We start from the raw sequence: 21,064 nt of genomic DNA on the forward strand, positions 1-21,064 counted from the left end.
GTGAAGTATATGTTTATCCAAATAAAGAATATAAACTATCATATAACTATTGAGGGAGATGGAGAACCTCTATTATTATTACATGGATTTACTGGAGATAGCGGAACATGGTTCCCATTTATTCCGTTATGGAAGAAAAGCTACAAGGTAATAGCAGTAGATATTATTGGTCATGGAAAAACCGATTCACCGGAAGAAGGAGAAAAGTATGCAATGAAGGAAAGTGTTGCACATATAAAAGCTGTGATTGATTATCTTCGTCTAGCTCCTGTTCATATATTAGGCTATTCCATGGGTGGACGGTTGGCACTTGCGTATTGCAGCGAATATCCTGAAACCATAAAAAAGCTTATTCTTGAAAGCGCCTCTCCTGGCTTACAAACGGAATTGGAGAGAAAACAAAGACGAATACAGGATGAAAAACTAGGAGACTCTATCCTTGAACAGGGGATTATCCATTTCGTAAATAAATGGGAGAAGATTCCTTTGTTTAAAAGTCAGGAGCGACTAGATCCAACTATTAAGCGGGCTATAAGAAATCAACGGCTTGCTAATAATCCCATTGGATTAGCGAATAGTTTAAAAGGAATGGGGACAGGAGCACAAAGCTCTTATTGGTCCAGAATTTCTAGGCTTTCGATTGATACACTTTTAATAACAGGAGAACTAGATCGAAAGTTTTATCAAATTGCGGAAGAAATGGTCAAAAAAAATAAGAATATACGCCATTTGAATGTAAATAATGCAGGACATGCAATTCATGTGGAGAAACCTGAGATTTTTGGTACAATAGTAATGGAGTTTTTAAGGAGCTGACATAAAGGTTCAGCCCTGTGAAAAGGAGGAAAAAATGATGGCGGTAGAATGGGTAGCTGGCAGACAATATGAAGAAATCATTTATGAAACATATAATGGGATTGCCAAAATTACGATTAATAGACCACATGTACATAATGCTTTCACACCAAGAACGGTAAGTGAATTAATTGACGCGTTTGCAATGGCAAGAGATGACAGCAATGTTGGTGTAATTATTTTAACAGGAGCAGGTGATAAAGCTTTCTGTTCTGGTGGAGACCAAAAGGTAAGAGGACATGGCGGATATGTAGGTGAGGATCAAATTCCACGTTTAAACGTCCTTGACTTACAGCGTCTAATTAGAGTCATTCCAAAGCCTGTAATTGCAATGGTAAAAGGCTATGCGATTGGTGGAGGCCATGTGCTTCATATTGTTTGTGACTTAACAATTGCTGCGGATAACGCAATTTTTGGACAGACTGGTCCGAAGGTAGGAAGCTTTGATGCTGGTTATGGGTCTGGCTATTTAGCAAGAATTGTTGGTCATAAAAAGGCAAGAGAAATTTGGTTCTTATGTCGTCAATATAATGCACAAGAGGCATTAGATATGGGATTGGTAAATACAGTTGTACCGTTAGAAAAAGTAGAGGAAGAAACGATTCAATGGTGTGAAGAGATTTTAGAAAAGAGTCCCACTGCACTTCGTTTCTTAAAAGCTGCCTTTAACGCGGATACAGATGGTTTAGCTGGTATTCAGCAATTTGCAGGAGATGCAACCCTTCTATACTATACAACAGATGAAGCAAAAGAAGGACGTGACTCCTTCAAGGAAAAACGCAATCCTGATTTTGGACAATTCCCACGTTTTCCTTAATAGGAAAGAGTTAATTAATAACGTAAAATCAAAAATGGAAATAGTTGTTGATTTACAATCTATTTAAATAATATCAAAGGGTGACACTCGTATTTAGCAAATGTGATTTTAGGGACATGCTAATGATGTGTCACCTTTGTTGTATAGAAAAGAGGATTAATAGGGTCATGACAGAAATACTTCCTAATTTTATTAAAAATAGAGCACTTTTAACCCCAGATAGAGAGGCGATTGTTTTTAATAAGGAAAGTCTAACGTTTAAAGAATTATATGAGAAGGCCTATTACCGTGCAGGGTTACTGACAGCCTTTGGAGTAAAAGACACAGATTATGTAGGATTTCTTATAAAAAGTGATTTAGAAACCGTCCTTCACTTATTTGCCATGCAAATTATTGGAGCAAAGGCAGTTCTTCTTAACAATCGCTTAACAGCAAATGAAATGACTTTTCAATTAAGTGATGCTAATGCCACCTTTTTAATAACAGAAGATCATTTTCAAGAGACTGCGCGACAATTAGCAGAAGAGCTGAAAATCTCTGTTTATTACAAAGAGGGAATAGAAGATCGTTCATACATAGAACCAATTGAAAAAGAGCAGTTTTCATTAGCTGATACATGCACAATCATGTATACATCAGGAACAACTGGTCTCCCAAAAGGAGTGATACAATCTTACGGCAATCATTGGTGGAGTGCAATAGGAAATACGTTGAATGCTGGTTTATATGAAAAGGAAACTTGGTTATGTGCCGTTCCTTTATTCCATATTAGCGGATTTTCTATTTTAATGAGAAGTGTTATTTATGGAATGAAAATTGTTTTGCACGATGGATTTAATGAACACAAAGTCCTGCAAGATATACGGGAAGAAAGAGTTACCATCGTGTCTGTAGTAACAACAATGCTAGAGCGAATAGAACAAGCTACTAATGAAAAGTTTCCAGCTTATTTCCGCTATATGCTTTTAGGTGGAGGACCTGCCACTGTTGAATTGATTACAAGATGTATTAATAAAGGAATACGCGTCTATTACTCCTATGGCATGACGGAAACTTCTTCCCAAATTGTCACTTTATCACCTGAGGACAGTATTAGAAAAATAGGCTCCGCTGGAAAAGCGCTATTCCCTGCTCAATTAAAGATTGTAAACGACCTAGGAGAAGTATTAGGACCAAATGAGGTAGGAGAAATAAAAGTATGTGGGCCAAATGTATCACAAGGCTATTTAAACAAAGAAAATCATTTAAAAGATGGCTGGTTTTTTACAGGTGATATTGGGTATATAGATTCTGAAGGATTTCTCTATGTGTTAGATAGAAGATCTGACTTAATTATTTCTGGTGGAGAAAATGTGTATCCTGCAGAAGTAGAAGCGGTATTGTCTGAAATGGAAGGAATTAAAGAGGCTGCAGTAATTGGCATTCCAGATAATCAATGGGGGCAGGTTCCTGTTGCTTTTGTTGTAGTAGATGGAAGTGTTCTTTCCGAGAAATCCATAATGAAAAACTGCGAGAAATCATTAGCAAAATATAAAATTCCGAAAAGAGTTTTTTTTGTTTCAGAACTTCCACGAAATGCATCCGGAAAAATTGTTCGAAGGAACTTAAGAGAATGGGTAGAAGAGCAAAAGGATTTCTAATTGAAAAATAGAAAGAAAGAAGTGTTGGTTTGTGAGCTTATACCATGGATCATTATATTGGCCGACAACTTTGGGGAATAAACCAGTTTATCCAAAGCTGAGTGAAGACATGTCATGTGATGTTCTAATTATTGGGGCAGGTATGTCAGGTGCTTTGTTAACATATAAACTAGCGAAGGAACCACTTAAAGTTATTCTAGTGGAGAAAGATCAAGTAGGGGATGGCAGTTCTGCTGCTAACACTGGCTTATTACAATACTGTAATGATAAAATGCTACATTCCTTTGCTGAAAACATAGGGGAGAAAGATGCAGTTCGCTTTTACCGATTGTGCTTGAAGGGAATGGAGGAATTGAAAGAAATAGCGTCATCCCTAAAGGCTGACATTCAATTTGAGAATAGGCAAAGCTTATATTATGCAAGTACAGAAGCTGATGTCCAATCCATTAAAAACGAATATGAAATGCTCAAGAAATATGATTTTCCTGTAGAATTTTTAGATGCGGAAATGATTTATAAAACGTATGGGTTTAGAAAACATGTAGCAATTCGCACAAGTGGGGACGCAGAAGTAAATCCTCATAGGCTTGTTGTATCTTTAGTAAAAGAGGCTTCGAAATGTAATAATATTCAAGTGTTCGAAAATACTGAAGTCGAAAAGGTACATTTTCAAGATGGCTACTGGCTGTATAAAAGTGAAACCGCAAATATTCGGGCAAAGCATGTTGTTTATGCAACAGGTTATGAATTGGATAATTATACACGAAATATGGCAACGGAATTAAATAGAACTTATGTAACGGTTACGAATCCAATTCCCTCGTTTCATCAATGGGAGGATAGGTGCCTTATTTGGGAAACGAAGCGTCCCTATTTCTATATGAGAACGACTTTTGATGGAAGAATTGTTGCTGGTGGTTTAGATGAAGAAACAATGGAGGCACCGAGTGATCCGAAGATATTAGAGGCATATGGTCATAAATTATTGGCTCGTATTAAGGAACATTTTCCACAAATCCAACTAAAAGCTGACTATACTTATGGTGCTACGTTTGGAGAATCAAAGGATGGAATCCCTTTTATTGGAGAAGTACCCAATAGTAAAAACGTCTATTATTGTTTAGGATTCGGTGGAAATGGCACGGTTTACAGTTCCTTTGGTTCTACGATAATAAAGGATTTAATCACAAAAGGGGTACACCAAGATGCAGATTTAGTACGATTGGATAGATAAAAAAGAATCCCGAAAAAGTGATAAAACTTCTACGGGATTCTTTTTTGCGTTTTTTAACTATTTAGCTTAAGCTTGTTTCAGGCTCAAAAGTTTTACAGTCTGTTTCATAACTTGTATCCGCGTGTTTCCCAACATTACTTACTACATAAATTTGATCAGCACCACAATGATTTCCTTTTTCCCAATAAGTACAGTTACTTACTTCACAAAGTACATCTTTTGCCATAGGGTATCACTCCTTATTAATAAGTTTTTTTCACAAGGATTTCATTCCTATCAATGAGACAGATTAAGATCTCATTACATATTAGTATTAGAAGGAGGGAGGAGATACATACCTAGAACAATTTTTAAGAAAAGCCAGAATTTGAAGGAACAAAGATTTCAAATTTGTATATTATATGAATTTTCATTACTATTAATAGGGAGAATATTTTTCCTATTTTGAAAAAGTAGCTGTTTTTATTTTTTATAATGAATGATTTTTTTAAGGAGTGCTTAAAGTGAGTTTATTAGAAAATATTTTAGTGTATAACGAGGAGTTTGTTAGGGAACAAAAATATGAAAAATTTATAACGGGCAAATTTCCAAATAAAAAAATGGTAATCTTAACTTGTATGGACACAAGACTTTTAGAGCTATTACCACAAGCATTAAATCTTTCTAATGGGGATGTAAAAATTATCAAAAATGCAGGTGCTGTAGTTGTTCATCCATTTGGTAGCATCATGCGCAGTATTTTAGTTGCAGTGTATGAGTTACAAGCGGATGAAGTAGTGGTGATAGGACACCATGATTGTGGAATGAGTGCACTACACGCTGACAGTATGATGGAAAAAATGAAAGAAAGAGGCATTGCGGATGATACATTCGCTACATTGCAGCATTCTGGAATAAACCTTGAAAAATGGTTAACCGGATTTGATTCAGTAGAGGATAGTGTTTCACATAGTGTAGATATGATAAAAAAACATCCTTTACTACCAAATGGAGTTCCAGTACACGGATTAGTTATTGATCCAAAAACGGGAAAATTAGATTTAATTGTTGATGGATATTAATTATTTTCTTTTGGTGGATGGGTATGATTTTTGCACTTCCATTCATCAGGCACTGGATCTACCCCACCAGGATGAAAGGGATGGCATTTAAGAATTCGTTTGATTGTTAAGTACCCTCCTTTAAAAGCGCCAAATTTTTGTATGGCTTCTAAACCATAGGAAGAGCATGTTGGATAGAAACGGCAGGTTGGTGGCTTTAATGGAGAAATTACTTTTCTATAAAAGCGGATAATAAATAAAAAAACATGTTTCATTAGCTTATTTCCCTCTCCTTCTTTGCAAGTAGTATACCATGGAGTGGAACACGAATAAAGTATTCACTTTTAGCCATCATTTTGGAGAAATAGCACTAATTTCTACTGGAAAAATATTATATATATTAAGTTGATGAAATTACTCGGTTTTTTAGGTATAATAGAGATACATGAATAAAAGGAGATGTTTATATGCCTTCAGTTGAAAGCTTTGAATTAGATCATAATGCAGTAAAAGCTCCCTATGTGAGACATTGTGGCGTACACAAAGTAGGTAGTGATGGAGTTGTAAATAAATATGATATTCGCTTTTGTCAGCCGAATAAGCAAGCTATGAAGCCTGACGTTATTCATACTTTAGAGCATTTATTAGCATTTAATTTACGTGCCCATGTGGATAAATATAATCATTTTGATATCATTGATATCTCCCCCATGGGTTGCCAGACTGGCTATTACCTAGTTGTTAGTGGGGAACCTACGGTGGATGAAATTATCGATTTATTAGAGGCAACCATGAAGACAGCTATAGAAATTACTGAGATTCCTGCAGCTAATGAAAAACAATGTGGTCAAGCGAAACTTCATGATCTTGAAGGGGCGAAAAGACTGATGAATTTTTGGTTAAGCAAAGATAAAGAGGAATTAAAACAAGTATTTGCATAAGTAGGAAAAGAGAGGCATCTGTCTCTCTTTCAGATTGTAGACAAATGCCTCCGAGAATGGACACATTCTCGAGGCATTTTGTCTTTTTTAATATATTGTAGGCATTTTCATGCAAAATTGATTCTTTTGATTCCTTATAAAAGAGGGCTAAGGAGTCGTGAAAAGGATTCTTTGAAACGAATCCATAATGATCTTTTAGAATATTGTTCTGCTGTTAAATGGGTAGAAAACTCCATGTCTTCTAGGAAGTCATCTGTTAATTCATTAGCGATTTGTTCACTATAAATAAAAGCATTCACTTCAAAATTAAGTCTAAAGCTTCTCATATCAATATTGGCAGTTCCAACAGAAGCGATTTTTCGATCAACTAAAATCGTTTTAGCATGGATAAATCCATTTTCGTATATATAAATTTTCGCTCCAGCTTTTAGCATTTCACCGATATAAGAATAGGTTGCCCAATAGACAAACATATGATCTGGTTTGTTAGGAATCATTATTTTTACGTCGATTCCAGAGAGTGCAGCAATTCTTAATGTATCCAGTAAGCTTGCATCGGGAATAAAATAAGGTGTTTGAATATAAACACTTTCTTTTGCGGAAGTAATCATCTTAATATAGCCATTCTTTATCTGCTCCCATTCTGAATCAGGACCGCTTGATACAATTTGCATGCCGATATTCCCGATAATCTCCTCAATTTTTCCTGGAAAATAGTCAGGTGAATAATTAATTGCATGTAAATGTGAGGCTTGATTCCAGTCGAGAATAAATCTTGTTTGAATGGCATATACAGCTGTACCCACTATGCGTAAGTGAGTATCTCTCCAATAGCCAAATTTCGGATGAAGCCCTAAATATTCATCTCCAACATTAAATCCACCGATATAGCCAATTTTTCCATCAATAATTCCCAGTTTTCTATGATTTCGATAATTTAGGCGTAAATTGACTAAATGAAATTTACTTGGGAAAAATACTTCAACAAATCCACCTGCTGCCCGCAATTCTTTGAAAACCTTTTTACGCAATGTTCTGGAGCCGAGCTCATCATATAATAAACGAACTTCTACTCCTTCTTTTGCCTTTTCAACGAGTAGGCTAATAAGATCTGAGCCAATACCATCATTTTTAAGAATATAGTACTGTAAATGGATCGACTTTTTTGCATTTTTGATATCTGTAAATAATTGTTTGAATTTCTGGTTCCCATCTGTAAAGATTTCTACAGCATTGTTTTCTGTGAGAACGGCATCGTTGTTAAATAAATTCATATAAATTAAATCTTGATTTTTTCGAATTACTTCATTCGTAGTGCGCAATTGGTTAGAGCTTATTTGTAAAAGTTGGGAAGCTAAAATGGGCTCTATTCCGAGTTTTTTTCGCTCATCCCACTGAAATAACTTTCTATTTCGTAAATTTTGGCCGAAAAGTAAATATAAAATAAATCCAAGGATAGGGATAAAGGTAAGTACCATTAACCATGCCCATGTAGCAATAGGATCTTTTCTTTCAAAGAAGATAACAAGAAAAGCAAAAATAATGTTAAGTAAAATAATGACACTTAAGATAATGGAATAAATGTGCATCGAATTCTTTTCCTTTCTCGCTAAAACTGCAGCTATATGCGATACATAAAAAATCTTCGTAATACCAGTAAGACTAAATATTTGTGCATGTTCCTAAAGAAATATCCTGTACTATTATAGGGGATAAGGATAAAACTTGGTACTATTTTGATTTCTTTTTAAAAAGAAGAATACTCCTTTTTCCTTTATTGTGATAAAGTAGACTAGGAAAGCTTGTTAAATATTATAAGGGTTATAACAAAGCTGTTTTCGAAATTTGGTTATTGCTTGTACTAAATAGACCATGACTAATATGTTATGGTAGGAATTAGTCTATCGGTCAATCATTACCTAAATTGGAAATAGACGTTCAGGTAAGGAGTATTTTTTATGGAAGAATTACATCTTGGAATGCTACTTTTTTTAATTGGAGCCGGATTTATTGCTGCATTTATTGATTCAGTTGTTGGTGGCGGCGGATTAATATCATTACCTGCTCTTTTATTTACCGGATTGCCACCACAAATTGCGTTAGGTACAAATAAGCTAGCTTCGACCATGGGATCATTAACTAGTTCGATTTCTTTTATAAGGCATGGAAAAACGGATAAGAAATTGATAGTAAAACTCTTGCCTCTTTCCATTATTGGTTCCGCAATCGGAGTTTATGTTGTACAAAAAATACCATCCGAATCACTTAAGCCGTTAATCCTTGTTGTTTTAATCGTAGTAACTATTTATACACTTACGAAAAAAGAATGGGGAATAAACTCTACATATAATGGAATGACGAAAAAGAAGCTTCTCTTTGCTCTTTTCATTGTACCATTAATCGGTTTCTACGATGGTTTTTTAGGGGGAGGGACGGGTTCGTTCTTTTTATTTTCCTTTCTTTTAATGGGTTTTGATTTTGTGGAATCCGCTGGCAATGCCAAGGTTCTTAATTTCGGAAGTAATTTGACAGCACTTATCGTTTTTTTATGTTATGATTCAGTGTACTATTTATATGGTTTCGTGATGGGAATTGCTATGATTTTAGGAGCTTACATTGGTTCTCGCGTTGCCATTGCAAAAGGGTCAAATTATGTGAAAATATTATTTGTCCTTGTTTCTGCCACATTGATTGGAAAAAATATATATGATTACATAACAAATCGATAAATAAAAAGGCCGTTTGATAAATGATCGTTTTTCTGTGTGAGCCGATGTTTATCAACAGCCTTTTATTTAAATACAGGACGATTCAGTGTACATTTCGATGGGTAAAGATAGGGCTATTAGGTTTTCGATAATCTTCACTGGCAAACTTTCCTTTTAAGCTTTCAATTAAATAAAGACCCATTAAATCATATAATTCTTGTTCATTTAATTCTTGAATAATATGTAATAAATCTTCTCTGCTCATTTCTTCTAAAAAAGCAAAGGCGAGCATATCAATATCCTCTTCATCCCCAGTTAGTTTATTTTTATATAAGTTGTAAAGTTCATCAACAATTTTCATTATGTTGTCCTCCTATTTCAGTCTTATTATCGAATGCAAATGTAACCGTTTTATTTAACCGTATTATATATGATAACATGATATTTTTGCTAGCTATAATGTGAACATTATGTTAAGAAAGATGAGTGTTTCTTGATCGTATTGTATTCATCTTATTTCAATAGATGGTTGGAATTACTATCTATAAAAAATAATACCCTTTTTATCGATAAAAAACTCCAGTTTTATAGATAGTATTTGCTATGATAATAATATATATCATAAAATCAGGTTAAAAGGCATGTATTTGCTTTAGTATGCAAGCTACTTATATTAATAATACATAATAATGGAGAAGGTATGGAGATATTTTATGATCAAAATAAAAATTTAGTGAAACTTTCTTTTAAAAAAAATGAATGGATGCAAGAAGCAATGCATGTATTAGTCATTTGTCAGTATAAAAATCAATGGTTGTTAACGGCCCATAAAAAGAGGGGATTAGAATTTCCAGGCGGCAAAAGAGAAAAAAATGAAACAATTATTCAAACAGCTCATAGAGAGGTTATGGAAGAAACAGGTGGGATTATTGATAGGCTTCAATGGATCGCATCCTATCAGGTATTCGGAGAAGAACCATTTGTGAAGGATGTATTTTTTGCAAGAATTAGTCAATTAGTTCCAAAAGATGATTATCAGGAGACAGCTGGTCCAGTTTTAATTAAAGGCGATTTAATGGAAATACGTTTGGATGATTCATTTAGCTTTATTATGAAGGATGATGTCATCAAATATTGTATTTCTTCCATTCAGAACGAATTATTAAGCGAAAGGAAAGGGTAATATAGGAGAAAAAAGTAAAGGAGCAATTGACATGAACAATGGTGATATAATAGAAAAAATTCGATTTCCATCTCCTAATCCTTCTATTGATCTTTTTTTAGTTACTTATTATGTTGATGGCTTAAAAGTAAAGGGAATGCTTGCTTCTCCAAATGACGGGGAAATTTATGATGGTTTTCTTTATTTGAGAGGAGGCATCAAAAATGTAGGGAAGGTCCGTCCCGGGAGAGTTATCCAATTTGCATCTGAGGGTTTTGTTGTGTTCGCACCTTTTTATCGTGGTAATCAAGGTGGGGATGGAAATGAAGACTTTGCGGGCGAAGACAAAAATGATGCCATCGCTGCATTTGCACTATTAAAGAATTTATCGAATGTAAATAATGTACATGTATTTGGTTTTTCAAGAGGCGGAGTGATGGCTTTATTTGTGGGCATAAATTGTCCTGTTCAATCAATTGTTACATGGGGTGGTGTCAGCGATATGTTCCTCACCTATGAAGAACGAAAGGATTTACGTAGGATGATGAAAAGAGTAATTGGAGGAACGCCTTCAAAATATCCAGACAGATATGATGCAAGAACTCCACTTTATCAATTAGAAAAAATAAATGCACCTACGCTAATCATTCATGGGAAATTGGATACTAATGTATCGGTTGAACATAGCCTAAGGTTGGAAGCAAAATTAAAACAGTTAGGTAAAGAAGTGGGCACATGGTATTTTCCTGAATTTACGCATTACTTTCCTCCTGCTACGAATCGTAAAGTTGTCACATCTCTATCTAGCTGGATGAAAAAACAAGTGGGGAAAATGGTAAAATAAAAGAAATACTCTATTAATAATGGATAAAAATAGAAAAAGAGAAGGGGAATGGAAAATGGGTATGCCCTTAGAATTAAATACAATGATTGTAACAAAAGGGAAAGAAATAAGACTAGAAGAAAATCTTTTTCTATTAGAAAAAGAAGATTACCGTTTATATCCAATGAATATTCCGCTAGAGGTTAGAAAAACAAAAATAGCTGAGATATCTGGAATGGCGACAATTGAAAAATTAGCATGGGAAAATGGAAAGACGTCCATTACTTATAAGCTTATTGCATTGAATTCAACAAATTAATTCAATCTAGTGAAAAATGATTGACATGCGTTGTTAGATTGAGCTATCATTTTACTTTGAACGGATACTCTCTTATCCTGAGCTGGTGGAGGGACTGGCCCGATGAAACCCAGCAACCTACTATGTGAAGAAAATTACTGAATTATTTCATTTTTATGAAATGAATCAGACATTCTCTTAGGAAAGGTGCTAACCTGAAGCAAGGAATATTCCTTGAACGATAAGAGTGAAAGGTGCGAATTGATTTTACTAGGAGCCTTTTCACTATTGAAAAGGTTTTTTGTGTAAAATGAATTAATTATCTTTTATAAAAATGTATATTTTTAGGTGTGTGTTTTTATTAGAAACAAAATACTTCGTTATATATATTATGTTTACAGACATTTTACTAGTGTTACATATAATAGAGCACGGAATTGACTTCGGATAAAAACGCCATTTTTACTTCATACTATCTAGGGAATGAGTACCGTATCAAGATAAGGTTAAGGAGTGCAGGAATTAGGCCTCGCTCTACTTTTTTCTAAAATAAGGAGGAAATCAGATGTCAACAAAACGTCGCTTGTTTACTTCTGAATCGGTAACTGAAGGTCACCCAGATAAAATTTGTGATCAAATTTCAGATGCTATTTTGGACGCTATATTAGCTAAAGATGCTAATGCAAGAGTTGCTGCTGAAACATCTGTAACAACAGGATTAGTTCTTGTTGCAGGTGAAATAACGACTTCTACATATGTGGATATCCCGAAAATTGTCCGTGAAACAATCAAAGAAATAGGCTATACACGCGCGAAATATGGATTTGATGCAGAAACAAGTGCAGTCTTAACTTCTATTGACGAGCAATCCGCTGATATTGCATTAGGAGTAGACCAAGCTCTAGAAGCTCGTGAAGGTATGATGACGGATGAGGAAATAGAAGCAATTGGTGCTGGAGACCAAGGATTAATGTTCGGATTTGCATGTAATGAAACAAAGGAATTAATGCCATTACCGATTTCATTGGCACATAAACTATCAAGAAGACTAGCAGAGGTAAGAAAAGAAGAAATCTTACCATACTTACGTCCGGATGGTAAAACACAAGTAACAGTCGAATACGATGAAAATAATCAGCCTGTTCGTATTGATACAATCGTAATAAGCACACAGCATCACCCAGAGATAACATTAGAACAAATTCAACGTAATATTAAAGAATATGTAATCAAGCCTGTTGTACCAGCTGAATTAATAGATGAAAATACAAAGTATTTCATCAATCCAACAGGACGCTTTGTTATTGGCGGACCACAAGGAGATGCTGGATTAACTGGTCGTAAAATCATTGTTGATACATATGGTGGATATGCTCGCCATGGCGGTGGAGCATTTTCTGGGAAAGATCCAACAAAAGTGGATCGCTCAGCGGCATATGCAGCACGTTATGTGGCAAAAAATATTGTCGCAGCAGGATTAGCTGATAAAGTAGAAGTACAATTAGCTTATGCAATTGGTGTAGCACAACCAGTATCTATTTCTGTTGATACGTTTGGAACTGGAATTGTTGCAGAAGATAAACTTGTAGAGGCAGTTCGCGAAAACTTCGATCTTCGTCCAGCAGGAATTATCAAGATGCTAGATCTTCGTAAACCAATATATAGACAAACAGCTGCTTATGGTCATTTTGGTCGCACTGATATTGATTTACCTTGGGAACGTACAGATAGAGCAGAGTTAATAAAAACTGCTGTCGAAGCTTAAATGCTTCTAATAAATTAAATGTATAAGGAAAGAAGTTGCATGAAAGTGTAACTTCTTTCCTTATTTTTCGTCTAAATACTTGATGTCGAACTCCGTTATTCATTGGCAAAGGAAAATCCGTAATCAGTACGATATTAATTTTTCCATCTCTAAGAAAAATACAGAGATGAAATGTTAATAGCCAATTAAAAATTTACACTATTTATGCTACAATAGAATACTAAGTGATGGTTTTATGAATCTTATTACCTATTAACATAATTTCTATTTAGGGGTATAGTAAAATTTTAATTATGGTTTATTGTAAGAACAATGAAAAATGGTTATGAATGTCCTAATATATGTAGGAAAAGAAATGGAGAAGGTGAGAGCAATATGTGTGGTTTTGTTGGCTGTGTACATGAAAAAGCACAAAACTTTCAAGAAGAACAAAAAGAATTATTTACAGGAATGAATCGTGTTATAACACATAGAGGTCCTGATGATGAAGGATATTTTTATGATAGCCACATTCAATTTGGTTTTCGCCGATTAAGTATTATAGACATTGAAAGTGGGCATCAGCCTTTAACATATGAAAATGAACGCTATTGGATAATCTTTAATGGGGAAGTTTATAACTATCTAGAAATTAGAGAAGAGCTAGTAAAAGCAGGTTTAACTTTCCAAACAAATTCAGATACAGAAGTAATTATCGCTTTATATAGCCATGAAAAGGAAAAAGCGGTAGAAAAGCTTCGTGGTATGTTCTCATTCATTATATGGGATAAGCAAGAAGAGACATTATATGGAGCGCGTGATCCGTTTGGAATTAAACCTTTCTTCTATTTAGAAGATGGTGAAAAAACATACTTTGCTTCTGAGAAGAAAAGTATTTCATTAGCATTAGAAAGTGATGTTATCAATTACACTTCCTTGCAACATTACTTAACTTATCAATTTGTCCCTGAACCTTATACGATGTCAGAGGGAATTAAAAAGCTAGAACCAGGTCATTATTTCACAAAAAAAATTGGCGAACCAATGGAAATTAAACGATATTGGAGAGCATCCTTTAAACCAGTTGTCAAACAAGAGGACGAGTTTACAAAGGAAATTAAAGATGTACTGTTCGATAGTGTTAAAATGCATATGAGAAGCGACGTTCCTGTTGGATCCTTCCTGTCAGGTGGAATTGATTCATCTATTATTGCAAGTATTGCAAAAGAATTCCATCCTAGCATTAAAACTTTCTCCGTTGGCTTTGAGCATAACGGCTTTAGTGAAATAGATGTAGCAAAAGAAACAGCTGATAAATTAGGACTAGAAAATATTAGCTATATTATTTCTCCACAGGAATATATGAACGAGATTCCGAGAATTATGTGGCATATGGATGACCCTTTAGCAGATCCAGCTTGTGTGCCTTTATACTTTGTAGCACGTGAAGCAAGAAAGCATGTAACGGTTGTCCTTTCTGGGGAAGGCGCAGATGAATTATTTGGCGGATATAATATTTATCGCGAACCACAATCTTTAGAAGTGTTTAATAAAATTCCGAACGTTGGAAAAAAATTGTTGCGGGCTGTGGCAAATATTCTTCCAGAAGGCATGAAAGGAAAGAGCTTTATTGAGCGTGGAGTCACTCCAATGGAAGAAAGATATATTGGCAACGCGAAAATGTTTTCTGAGTTAGAAAAAGAAAAATTACTTTCTGTCTATAATACAGGTTTGCACTATAGAGATATTACTAAGCCGTTGTATGAAGAAAGCCTTGGTTATGATCCTGTAGATCGTATGCAATTCATTGACATTCATACTTGGATGCGAGGAGATATTTTACTAAAAGCAGATAAAATGACGATGGCTCATTCGTTAGAATTACGTGTGCCGTTCTTAGATAAAGAGGTCTTTAAAGTCGCTTCGAAAATCCCGACATCATTAAAAACAGCGGATGGTACAACAAAATATATTTTACGCAAAGCAGCAGAATCATTTGTACCAGAACATGTGTTAAATCGCAAAAAGCTCGGCTTCCCTGTTCCAATTCGTCATTGGCTAAAGGATGAAATGAATGAATGGGCGAAAAATATTATTAAAGAGAGCGATACAGATCACTTATTAAATAAATCGGTTGTGCTCCAATTATTGGAAGACCATTGTCAAGGAAAAGCAGATAATAGCCGTAAAATATGGACAGTGCTAATGTTCATGGTATGGCATAGCATTTATATCGAAAAAAAATATTCCTTTGAAAAGGAATATTTAAAAGAGGGAAAGGTAGCAATTAAGAACTAATCGTAATTGCTTGACTACCCATTTGCACCCAGGATTCTTCAAAATCCGTTATGGGTGCTTTTTTATTTTTTTCGCCAGTAAGGGGATCATTAAAATAAATATACTCTTCATCATAGCCTGTAATTAATACAGAATGCTCAGAATAGGTAATCTCTATTGTGCCACTTGGTGTATGCCATGTACGGAATGCACTATCTGGTAATTTCTTAAAAGTTGAATTCGTAATTACCCATACTGGATGATTACTGGACAGATGTGTTTTAATTTCTTCAAAATCAGATCCAGTAAAGTCAACAATGGAACCAGGTAAATATTGCTCAGCTAGTGCAGCTATTGGTTTATGATATACGCCTAACCCAGGACCACTTAAGGAGTACATATCTCCAATAAATCCGTCATTAGGATTTCCGTAATAGATTGTGCCATTTTCTCTAACATATGGTGTACTATCTTTTTTAATTTCCTCTGCTAATGTCAGTTTATCAACATCGACATCAGCATATTGAAGCAGCATTGCAAGACTTGTTACTTCACAGCCTCTTGGGAGCTCTGGTAACTGATTAAGAATAGGAGCATCCAATAAAACGGATTCCTTCAATAAATCAGTTTCCTCTTTTACTGATAAAAGAGCTTTACGTGTGTTCTGTGTAGCAACTTCTTTTGCATAGACTATTTGGGGGAAGTCATTTCTATTAATAAGCAAAAAACTAACAGCTACCATGGCGAATATCGTAAATAAATAGATGCTTTTAGCTATTGTGTTTAATTTTTTTCTTACCAATAAATATAATAAGAAAAACAATGTAATTAATGATAGGACTATCATTGTATTTGAATTCATTTTATATTCTCACCTAATTACTATCTTTATTTATTTTTATCGGTTTAAAATAAGAATACCTTTAGGAAAATAGAGTAATATTTATAACGCAATAATGCTTAGTTGAATGCTTCTTTAAACGATATTCATTCATGATTTCCTTCCCTAATATTCGACAAATTAAACCACCTTCTAGTATACCATAATTTTTGAGCATGGACGTGTGATGGTTAATATCGTTACATTTTCAATATATTTGCTATAATTAAAGAAACTTTGGAAAATAATAATAAAACTATACTTCGCTTAAAGGGTTTCATTCTTTAATGGTTAATGTATAAAACAAATCTTTATTTTTCCTTAATAACTATGTTTTGTTTGAAAATATGTAAAATAATATAGATTTTGGATGGGATGGAGGAACTGTTATGTGGAAATGGGAAGCTGAGGGAAACGCAAAGGCTGTCATTGTTATTGTTCATGGAGCAATGGAGCACCATGGAAGATATGGATGGCTTATTGAAATGTTTCGGTTAGCCGGTTTTCATGTTGTAATGGGAGATCTTCCTGGACAGGGAATGACAACAAGATCTGATAGAGGGCATATAGACTCTTTTGATGAATATACAATAGAAATTAAAGATTGGATTCAAGCAGCATATCAATTTGATTTGCCTGTTTTTTTATTGGGGCACAGTATGGGTGGCCTTGCATCCATTAGATTGCTTCAACAAGATAAATTAAAAATTGCGGGGATGATTTTATCCTCCCCTTGTTTAGGATTAGTAAAATATCCAAATAAATTAATAAGTTTAATGTCCCTTGTCTTAAATAAAGTGGCTCCCAAACTTAGAATTAATTCTGGATTAACGATTGATATGGCAACTCGCAATGCAGAGGTTAGAGAAATTGACTCCAATGATACATTATACATCACAAAAGTTTCTGTAAGATGGTATCGAGAATTAATTGACGCAACAAAACGAGCTTTTGAAGATATAGCGAAAACACAAGACTTGCCCCTACTAGTTATGCAAGGAGGCGGTGATCTTGTTGTAGATAAAAAAATGGTAAAATCCTGGTTCAATATGGTACCATTATCAGAAAAGCGATATAAGGAATGGCCAGATTATTATCATGAAATATTTAATGAACCAGAAAGAGAAGAAGTGTTTGAATACACGAAGGATTTTATCAATAGTCAATTGAAAGCAATTGGTTATATCGTATAAGCGAGGTATTTAATATGTCAGTTCCAAAGATGCCATTAACATTAATGTCGAAGGTTTACTTGAAGGTTTTTCCAGTTGTTCATCAGGAATTAAATTATTGGACACAAAGAGCAAGGAATATTCCCAATTTAGAATTAAGGAAGCAAGCATTAGCAAGTATTGAGCATAAAACCTTTCATTGTGAAGGTGGTTCCATTATGGCGCTTATAGCCATGAGTAAATACAAAGAAGTAATTAAATTTATTGTTGCTTATCAAACCATAAGTGATTATTTAGATAATCTCTGTGATCGAAGCACTTCACTAGATCCGAATGATTTTTCAGCTTTGCATGAATCGATGGAGCATGCCTTAACAGTAGGTGCTGAGCCGAGTAACTATTATCGTTATCGAGAAGACCAAGATGATGGAGGCTATTTATATGATCTTGCTAAAACTTGTAGGGATACACTGAGTGAGCTACAGAATTATGCGAGTATAAGAGAACAGCTTCTTGAGTTATGCCGCTATTACTGTGATTTACAAATACATAAACATGTAAATATGGAAGAGCGAATTCCAAGATTAAAGTTTTGGTTTGAGAAAAATAAAAATCATGTGCCAAAAATGGAGTGGTATGAATTTTCTGCTTGCTCCGGATCTACTCTAGGGATATTTTGCTTAGTTTCTTATGCGTTTCGTGATGACTTTGATGATTCCTATGCCGCTTTAATTAGAGACGGGTATTTTCCATACATTCAAGGTCTTCATATACTGTTAGATTATTTTATTGATCAAGAGGAAGATAAAATAGGTGGAGATTTAAATTTCTGCTTTTATTATAAAAATGAGGAAGAGTTATTCAATCGGTTAAAACATTTTGTAACAGAGGCAGACCGTCATACTAATAAATTGCCACATCAGAAATTTCATAAATTGATTAATAGGGGATTATTAGGTGTTTATTTATCAGATGAGAAGGTTTATAAACAGCAAAATATCCGAAAACTTGCGAAAAACATGATAAAAACCTCAGGTCCAATTGGTTATTTTTTCTATTTAAATGGAAGAGCCTATAGAAAATTTCAAAAAGTAGTTCCAGCCATAGCATTAAGAGCATTTAGTAAATAAATGTAATTAGAAAAAGTTAGACAAACTTCTTGAAAAAGGGTAGTTTTGTCTAACTTTTTTAATATATAATCCAATAAGGGAAAGGTTAACACCCCAGCCCTAATTAGATAAATTTGACATTATCTTTTTTCAATAGCAATAATGAAAGGAGGATTATTAATTCCATTAATAAACTGGTAGCGAAGTACATGGGCTTCCTGTTGATTTATATTTTCGACAAAGGCAATTAACTTGTCTCGTTCAATAGCACCTTCGGGATGGCCATGATATATAACTAATACAATAATACCTTCTTTAGACAGGATTTGTAGTAATTGTTCGATTGCTGCAATAGTAGTGTCAGCCTTTGTTACAATCGATTTATCCCCTCCAGGCAAGTAGCCTAGATTAAAAATAGCACCAGTGACTTTACCATGGTACATAGTAGGAACAACTTCCATTATATGCTCATGTCCGCACAAATGAAGAGAAGCAGTTGCTTCCAATTTTTGACTGGTTAGCTTGTCCTTTGTCGCAAGTAAAGCATCTTTTTGAATATCAAAGCTATAAACTTTCCCTTTTTCGCCAACAAGTTTTGCGAGGAAGACCGTATCATGCCCATTACCCATTGTAGCATCGATAGCGATGGCGCCTTTTGAAACAGCTTTTTCTAATAATTGATGTGCAAAAGGAATAACTCTTTCAAGCTTCATTGTGTCACCTTCTTATTTGCCTGATAAAATTTTCCTTGCCAACTATTTCTGTTTTTTAATTCTGCATCAATTTTATTTAAAACTTCCCATTTATTTACACTCCACATCGGTCCAACCATCAACTCAATTGGTCCGTCACCGGTAATTCGATGAATAATCATCTCTGGTGGTAATATTTCTAATTGATCACAAACCAGTGATATATATTGATCAAATGTTAAAAATTCAAGCATGCCTTTTTCGTATTGCTTTACCATTGGCGTTCCTTTAAGCAGATGAAGCAAGTGGATTTTTATTCCTTGTACATCAAGTTCACTAACACTTTTGGCAGTTTCCATCATCATTTCATTTGTTTCCATTGGGAGTCCATTAATAATATGGGAACAGATACGAATATTATGCTTTCTTAGTTTATTAACTCCTTCAACATAGGTCTGGAAATCATGTGCGCGATTAATAAGTGTTGCTGTTTTTTCATGAACAGTTTGTAAGCCTAGTTCTACCCATAAATAAGTACGTTCGTTAAGCTCTGCAAGATACTCAACAACATCATCAGGCAAGCAATCGGGACGAGTTGCAATAGAAAGTCCAACAACGTTTTCTTGCTTTAAAACGACTTCGTATTTTTCTCGGAGTACGTCCACTGGTGCATGTGTATTCGTATAAGCTTGGAAGTAGGCCATGTATTTTCCGTCTTTCCATTTCGTATGCATCTTATTTTTTATATCATGAAATTGTTTCTCGAGACTGTCGACACGATTACCGGCAAAATCCCCAGAACCAGCAGCACTGCAAAAAGTACAACCTCCGTGTGCTACTGTTCCATCTCGATTTGGGCAATCAAAGCCACCGTCTAATGCAATTTTGAAAACTTTGTGTCCAAACTCGTTACGAAGATGATAATTCCAAGTATGGTATCTTTTATTATCTGACGCGTATGGGAATGGGTTATTCTGATTCATATCAGTAACCTCCTAAGCAATTTAAATTTATTTATTTCTATTTCCATATTTTCCACCTATGAATTTTAACATGTCTTTAGTCTTAATCCAACAGAATTTCATCATCAGTTAAGAAAAGGAAGTAATAGGATGTGCTTAATAAACAGATACTATGGACGGAAGCAAAGCTGCTTCTAAATGTATTGATTGTTGGGAGGGTTATCTTTTGGCTACTCGTCAGTCCATGAATGAATTATTAGAACGATGCAATCAAGTAATCAATTACGCAGAACAACAATATGAAACAGCAAGTCGTCAAGAGCATTATAATTCAAATGAATATTCAGATGCACAAATGCAGTTAGAAGAAATTTATAATGATTTGCATACGATGGACCATAGTGCTAATCAACAGCAACGAGAAGAGCTTCATCGCATGAGATTACTTGTGGAACAAATGCAAAATCAATTGACATTAGGATTGCATTAAGGAGGCATCATTATGGATAAACGTTCAAAGAAAAATAACCCGGAACAAAAAACGCGCAATGGGATAAATAATCAGGATCTAGAGTTGGGGAAAGATGTGGATTTAGTTAAAGCAGCAAAAAAGAAATATGAACAATCTGGTGGACAACCAGCTAAATCGAAAACAAGACAAGAATAGCTATGAAAAATGTCCCAACTGCATGAAACAGTTGGGACATTTA

23 protein-coding genes and 1 riboswitch are annotated in these 21,064 nt (G+C 34.6%); of the genes, 16 read left to right on the top strand and 7 right to left on the bottom strand.

Annotated elements, in window-relative coordinates; translation table 11 throughout:
- Positions 1-9: 9 nt before the first annotated feature.
- The 4 genes from menH (at position 10) to ACWNMZ_RS09805 (ending at position 4,546) form a co-directional block, all read left to right on the top strand.
- Positions 10-816 carry a 2-succinyl-6-hydroxy-2,4-cyclohexadiene-1-carboxylate synthase gene (gene menH, locus ACWNMZ_RS09790; protein WP_449598608.1) on the top strand — a complete coding sequence of 269 codons (807 nt, stop codon included), beginning with the start codon at positions 10-12 and terminating at the stop codon, positions 814-816.
- 37 nt (positions 817-853) lie between these two features.
- Positions 854-1,672, top strand: coding sequence for a 1,4-dihydroxy-2-naphthoyl-CoA synthase (menB, locus tag ACWNMZ_RS09795; RefSeq protein ID WP_031539022.1), 819 nt, complete (start codon positions 854-856; stop codon positions 1,670-1,672).
- Between the two features lie 167 nt (positions 1,673-1,839).
- Entirely contained in the window at positions 1,840-3,312 is a 1,473-nt protein-coding gene (locus tag ACWNMZ_RS09800) for an o-succinylbenzoate--CoA ligase (RefSeq protein ID WP_449598609.1), read from the top strand.
- A gap of 31 nt (positions 3,313-3,343) precedes the next feature.
- On the top strand, positions 3,344-4,546 hold the full coding sequence (locus ACWNMZ_RS09805; protein WP_031539024.1) for an NAD(P)/FAD-dependent oxidoreductase: 1,203 nt from the start codon (positions 3,344-3,346) through the stop codon (positions 4,544-4,546).
- 61 nt (positions 4,547-4,607) lie between these two features.
- On the opposite strand, the gene ACWNMZ_RS09810 is transcribed toward ACWNMZ_RS09805, so the two are convergent.
- A complete protein-coding gene (locus tag ACWNMZ_RS09810; RefSeq protein WP_065429131.1) occupies positions 4,608-4,772 on the bottom strand; it encodes a DUF1540 domain-containing protein in 165 nt (54 codons plus the stop codon).
- Positions 4,773-5,049: 277 nt separating this feature from the next.
- Between ACWNMZ_RS09810 and ACWNMZ_RS09815 the strand changes: the two genes are divergently transcribed.
- Positions 5,050-5,607, top strand: coding sequence for a beta-class carbonic anhydrase (locus ACWNMZ_RS09815; RefSeq protein ID WP_031539025.1), 558 nt, complete (start codon positions 5,050-5,052; stop codon positions 5,605-5,607).
- Here ACWNMZ_RS09815 and yidD read toward each other — a convergent pair.
- Complete coding sequence (gene yidD / locus ACWNMZ_RS09820; protein WP_031539026.1) at positions 5,604-5,861, bottom strand: membrane protein insertion efficiency factor YidD; 258 nt, start codon at positions 5,859-5,861, stop codon at positions 5,604-5,606. The two genes, ACWNMZ_RS09815 and yidD, sit on opposite strands and share 4 nt — an antisense overlap.
- Positions 5,862-6,053: 192 nt before the next feature.
- On the opposite strand from yidD, the gene ACWNMZ_RS09825 reads away from it, so the two are divergent.
- Positions 6,054-6,527: an S-ribosylhomocysteine lyase gene (locus tag ACWNMZ_RS09825; RefSeq protein ID WP_031539027.1), complete on the top strand. Its 474-nt coding sequence runs from the start codon at positions 6,054-6,056 to the stop codon at positions 6,525-6,527.
- A gap of 134 nt (positions 6,528-6,661) precedes the next feature.
- Here the strand turns inward: ACWNMZ_RS09825 and cls are convergent, their stop codons facing one another.
- Entirely contained in the window at positions 6,662-8,116 is a 1,455-nt protein-coding gene (cls, locus tag ACWNMZ_RS09830; protein WP_031539028.1) for a cardiolipin synthase, read from the bottom strand.
- 369 nt (positions 8,117-8,485) lie between these two features.
- Between cls and ACWNMZ_RS09835 the strand changes: the two genes are divergently transcribed.
- The gene (locus ACWNMZ_RS09835) at positions 8,486-9,256 is read left to right on the top strand and encodes a sulfite exporter TauE/SafE family protein (RefSeq protein WP_031539029.1); all 771 of its coding nucleotides are present in this window, start codon (positions 8,486-8,488) and stop codon (positions 9,254-9,256) included.
- An 82-nt stretch (positions 9,257-9,338) separates the two neighbouring features.
- On the opposite strand, the gene ACWNMZ_RS09840 is transcribed toward ACWNMZ_RS09835, so the two are convergent.
- Entirely contained in the window at positions 9,339-9,596 is a 258-nt protein-coding gene (locus ACWNMZ_RS09840; protein ID WP_031539030.1) for a DUF6154 family protein, read from the bottom strand.
- Between the two features lie 339 nt (positions 9,597-9,935).
- Between ACWNMZ_RS09840 and ytkD the strand changes: the two genes are divergently transcribed.
- The 5 genes from ytkD (at position 9,936) to asnB (ending at position 15,560) form a co-directional block, all read left to right on the top strand.
- The gene (gene ytkD / locus ACWNMZ_RS09845) at positions 9,936-10,418 is read left to right on the top strand and encodes an RNA deprotection pyrophosphohydrolase (RefSeq protein ID WP_349205032.1); all 483 of its coding nucleotides are present in this window, start codon (positions 9,936-9,938) and stop codon (positions 10,416-10,418) included.
- A 31-nt stretch (positions 10,419-10,449) separates the two neighbouring features.
- Entirely contained in the window at positions 10,450-11,241 is a 792-nt protein-coding gene (locus ACWNMZ_RS09850; RefSeq protein ID WP_192840954.1) for an alpha/beta hydrolase family protein, read from the top strand.
- Between the two features lie 55 nt (positions 11,242-11,296).
- Positions 11,297-11,539: a DUF2584 domain-containing protein gene (locus ACWNMZ_RS09855; RefSeq protein WP_031539033.1), complete on the top strand. Its 243-nt coding sequence runs from the start codon at positions 11,297-11,299 to the stop codon at positions 11,537-11,539.
- A 69-nt stretch (positions 11,540-11,608) separates the two neighbouring features.
- A riboswitch (SAM riboswitch) is annotated at positions 11,609-11,766 on the top strand.
- Between the two features lie 317 nt (positions 11,767-12,083).
- A complete protein-coding gene (metK, locus tag ACWNMZ_RS09860; protein ID WP_349205033.1) occupies positions 12,084-13,283 on the top strand; it encodes a methionine adenosyltransferase in 1,200 nt (399 codons plus the stop codon).
- Positions 13,284-13,658: 375 nt separating this feature from the next.
- A complete protein-coding gene (asnB, locus tag ACWNMZ_RS09865; RefSeq protein WP_349205034.1) occupies positions 13,659-15,560 on the top strand; it encodes an asparagine synthase (glutamine-hydrolyzing) in 1,902 nt (633 codons plus the stop codon).
- Here the strand turns inward: asnB and ACWNMZ_RS09870 are convergent.
- Complete coding sequence (locus ACWNMZ_RS09870) at positions 15,550-16,401, bottom strand: C39 family peptidase (RefSeq protein WP_031540482.1); 852 nt, start codon at positions 16,399-16,401, stop codon at positions 15,550-15,552. The two genes, asnB and ACWNMZ_RS09870, sit on opposite strands and share 11 nt — an antisense overlap.
- A gap of 407 nt (positions 16,402-16,808) precedes the next feature.
- Between ACWNMZ_RS09870 and ACWNMZ_RS09875 the strand changes: the two genes are divergently transcribed.
- Together ACWNMZ_RS09875 and ACWNMZ_RS09880 are read left to right on the top strand one after the other, a co-directional pair.
- Positions 16,809-17,612, top strand: coding sequence for an alpha/beta hydrolase (locus ACWNMZ_RS09875; protein ID WP_031540483.1), 804 nt, complete (start codon positions 16,809-16,811; stop codon positions 17,610-17,612).
- Positions 17,613-17,626: 14 nt separating this feature from the next.
- Entirely contained in the window at positions 17,627-18,721 is a 1,095-nt protein-coding gene (locus ACWNMZ_RS09880; RefSeq protein ID WP_031540484.1) for a tetraprenyl-beta-curcumene synthase family protein, read from the top strand.
- Between the two features lie 119 nt (positions 18,722-18,840).
- On the opposite strand, the gene ACWNMZ_RS09885 is transcribed toward ACWNMZ_RS09880, so the two are convergent.
- Together ACWNMZ_RS09885 and ACWNMZ_RS09890 are read right to left on the bottom strand one after the other, a co-directional pair.
- The gene (locus ACWNMZ_RS09885; RefSeq protein ID WP_235251271.1) at positions 18,841-19,413 is read right to left on the bottom strand and encodes a tRNA (mnm(5)s(2)U34)-methyltransferase; all 573 of its coding nucleotides are present in this window, start codon (positions 19,411-19,413) and stop codon (positions 18,841-18,843) included.
- Positions 19,410-20,375, bottom strand: coding sequence for a TIGR01212 family radical SAM protein (locus tag ACWNMZ_RS09890; RefSeq protein WP_235251269.1), 966 nt, complete (start codon positions 20,373-20,375; stop codon positions 19,410-19,412). Before ACWNMZ_RS09890 ends, ACWNMZ_RS09885 begins: the two co-directional genes overlap by 4 nt.
- A gap of 205 nt (positions 20,376-20,580) precedes the next feature.
- On the opposite strand from ACWNMZ_RS09890, the gene ACWNMZ_RS09895 reads away from it, so the two are divergent.
- On the top strand, positions 20,581-20,844 hold the full coding sequence (locus ACWNMZ_RS09895; RefSeq protein ID WP_031540487.1) for a YtzC family protein: 264 nt from the start codon (positions 20,581-20,583) through the stop codon (positions 20,842-20,844).
- Between the two features lie 12 nt (positions 20,845-20,856).
- Positions 20,857-21,021, top strand: a complete 165-nt coding sequence (locus tag ACWNMZ_RS09900) for a hypothetical protein (RefSeq protein WP_031540488.1) — start codon at positions 20,857-20,859, stop codon at positions 21,019-21,021.
- The last annotated feature ends 43 nt before the right edge of the window (positions 21,022-21,064 follow it).

This window comes from Niallia sp. Marseille-Q9988, from assembly GCF_976954375.1.

Bases quoted from the DNA above. Each gene is read 5' to 3' on its own strand.
- menH (WP_449598608.1), top strand. From the start codon at position 10: ATGTTTATCCAAATAAAGAATATAAACTATCATATAACTATTGAGGGA.
- menB (WP_031539022.1), top strand. From the start codon at position 854: ATGGCGGTAGAATGGGTAGCTGGCAGACAATATGAAGAAATCATTTAT.
- ACWNMZ_RS09800 (WP_449598609.1), top strand. From the start codon at position 1,840: ATGACAGAAATACTTCCTAATTTTATTAAAAATAGAGCACTTTTAACC.
- ACWNMZ_RS09810 (WP_065429131.1), bottom strand. From the start codon at position 4,772: ATGGCAAAAGATGTACTTTGTGAAGTAAGTAACTGTACTTATTGGGAA.
- yidD (WP_031539026.1), bottom strand. From the start codon at position 5,861: ATGAAACATGTTTTTTTATTTATTATCCGCTTTTATAGAAAAGTAATT.
- ACWNMZ_RS09825 (WP_031539027.1), top strand. From the start codon at position 6,054: ATGCCTTCAGTTGAAAGCTTTGAATTAGATCATAATGCAGTAAAAGCT.
- cls (WP_031539028.1), bottom strand. From the start codon at position 8,116: ATGCACATTTATTCCATTATCTTAAGTGTCATTATTTTACTTAACATT.
- ACWNMZ_RS09835 (WP_031539029.1), top strand. From the start codon at position 8,486: ATGGAAGAATTACATCTTGGAATGCTACTTTTTTTAATTGGAGCCGGA.
- ACWNMZ_RS09840 (WP_031539030.1), bottom strand. From the start codon at position 9,596: ATGAAAATTGTTGATGAACTTTACAACTTATATAAAAATAAACTAACT.
- ytkD (WP_349205032.1), top strand. From the start codon at position 9,936: ATGGAGATATTTTATGATCAAAATAAAAATTTAGTGAAACTTTCTTTT.
- ACWNMZ_RS09850 (WP_192840954.1), top strand. From the start codon at position 10,450: ATGAACAATGGTGATATAATAGAAAAAATTCGATTTCCATCTCCTAAT.
- ACWNMZ_RS09855 (WP_031539033.1), top strand. From the start codon at position 11,297: ATGGGTATGCCCTTAGAATTAAATACAATGATTGTAACAAAAGGGAAA.
- metK (WP_349205033.1), top strand. From the start codon at position 12,084: ATGTCAACAAAACGTCGCTTGTTTACTTCTGAATCGGTAACTGAAGGT.
- asnB (WP_349205034.1), top strand. From the start codon at position 13,659: ATGTGTGGTTTTGTTGGCTGTGTACATGAAAAAGCACAAAACTTTCAA.
- ACWNMZ_RS09870 (WP_031540482.1), bottom strand. From the start codon at position 16,401: ATGAATTCAAATACAATGATAGTCCTATCATTAATTACATTGTTTTTC.
- ACWNMZ_RS09875 (WP_031540483.1), top strand. From the start codon at position 16,809: ATGTGGAAATGGGAAGCTGAGGGAAACGCAAAGGCTGTCATTGTTATT.
- ACWNMZ_RS09880 (WP_031540484.1), top strand. From the start codon at position 17,627: ATGTCAGTTCCAAAGATGCCATTAACATTAATGTCGAAGGTTTACTTG.
- ACWNMZ_RS09885 (WP_235251271.1), bottom strand. From the start codon at position 19,413: ATGAAGCTTGAAAGAGTTATTCCTTTTGCACATCAATTATTAGAAAAA.
- ACWNMZ_RS09890 (WP_235251269.1), bottom strand. From the start codon at position 20,375: ATGAATCAGAATAACCCATTCCCATACGCGTCAGATAATAAAAGATAC.
- ACWNMZ_RS09900 (WP_031540488.1), top strand. From the start codon at position 20,857: ATGGATAAACGTTCAAAGAAAAATAACCCGGAACAAAAAACGCGCAAT.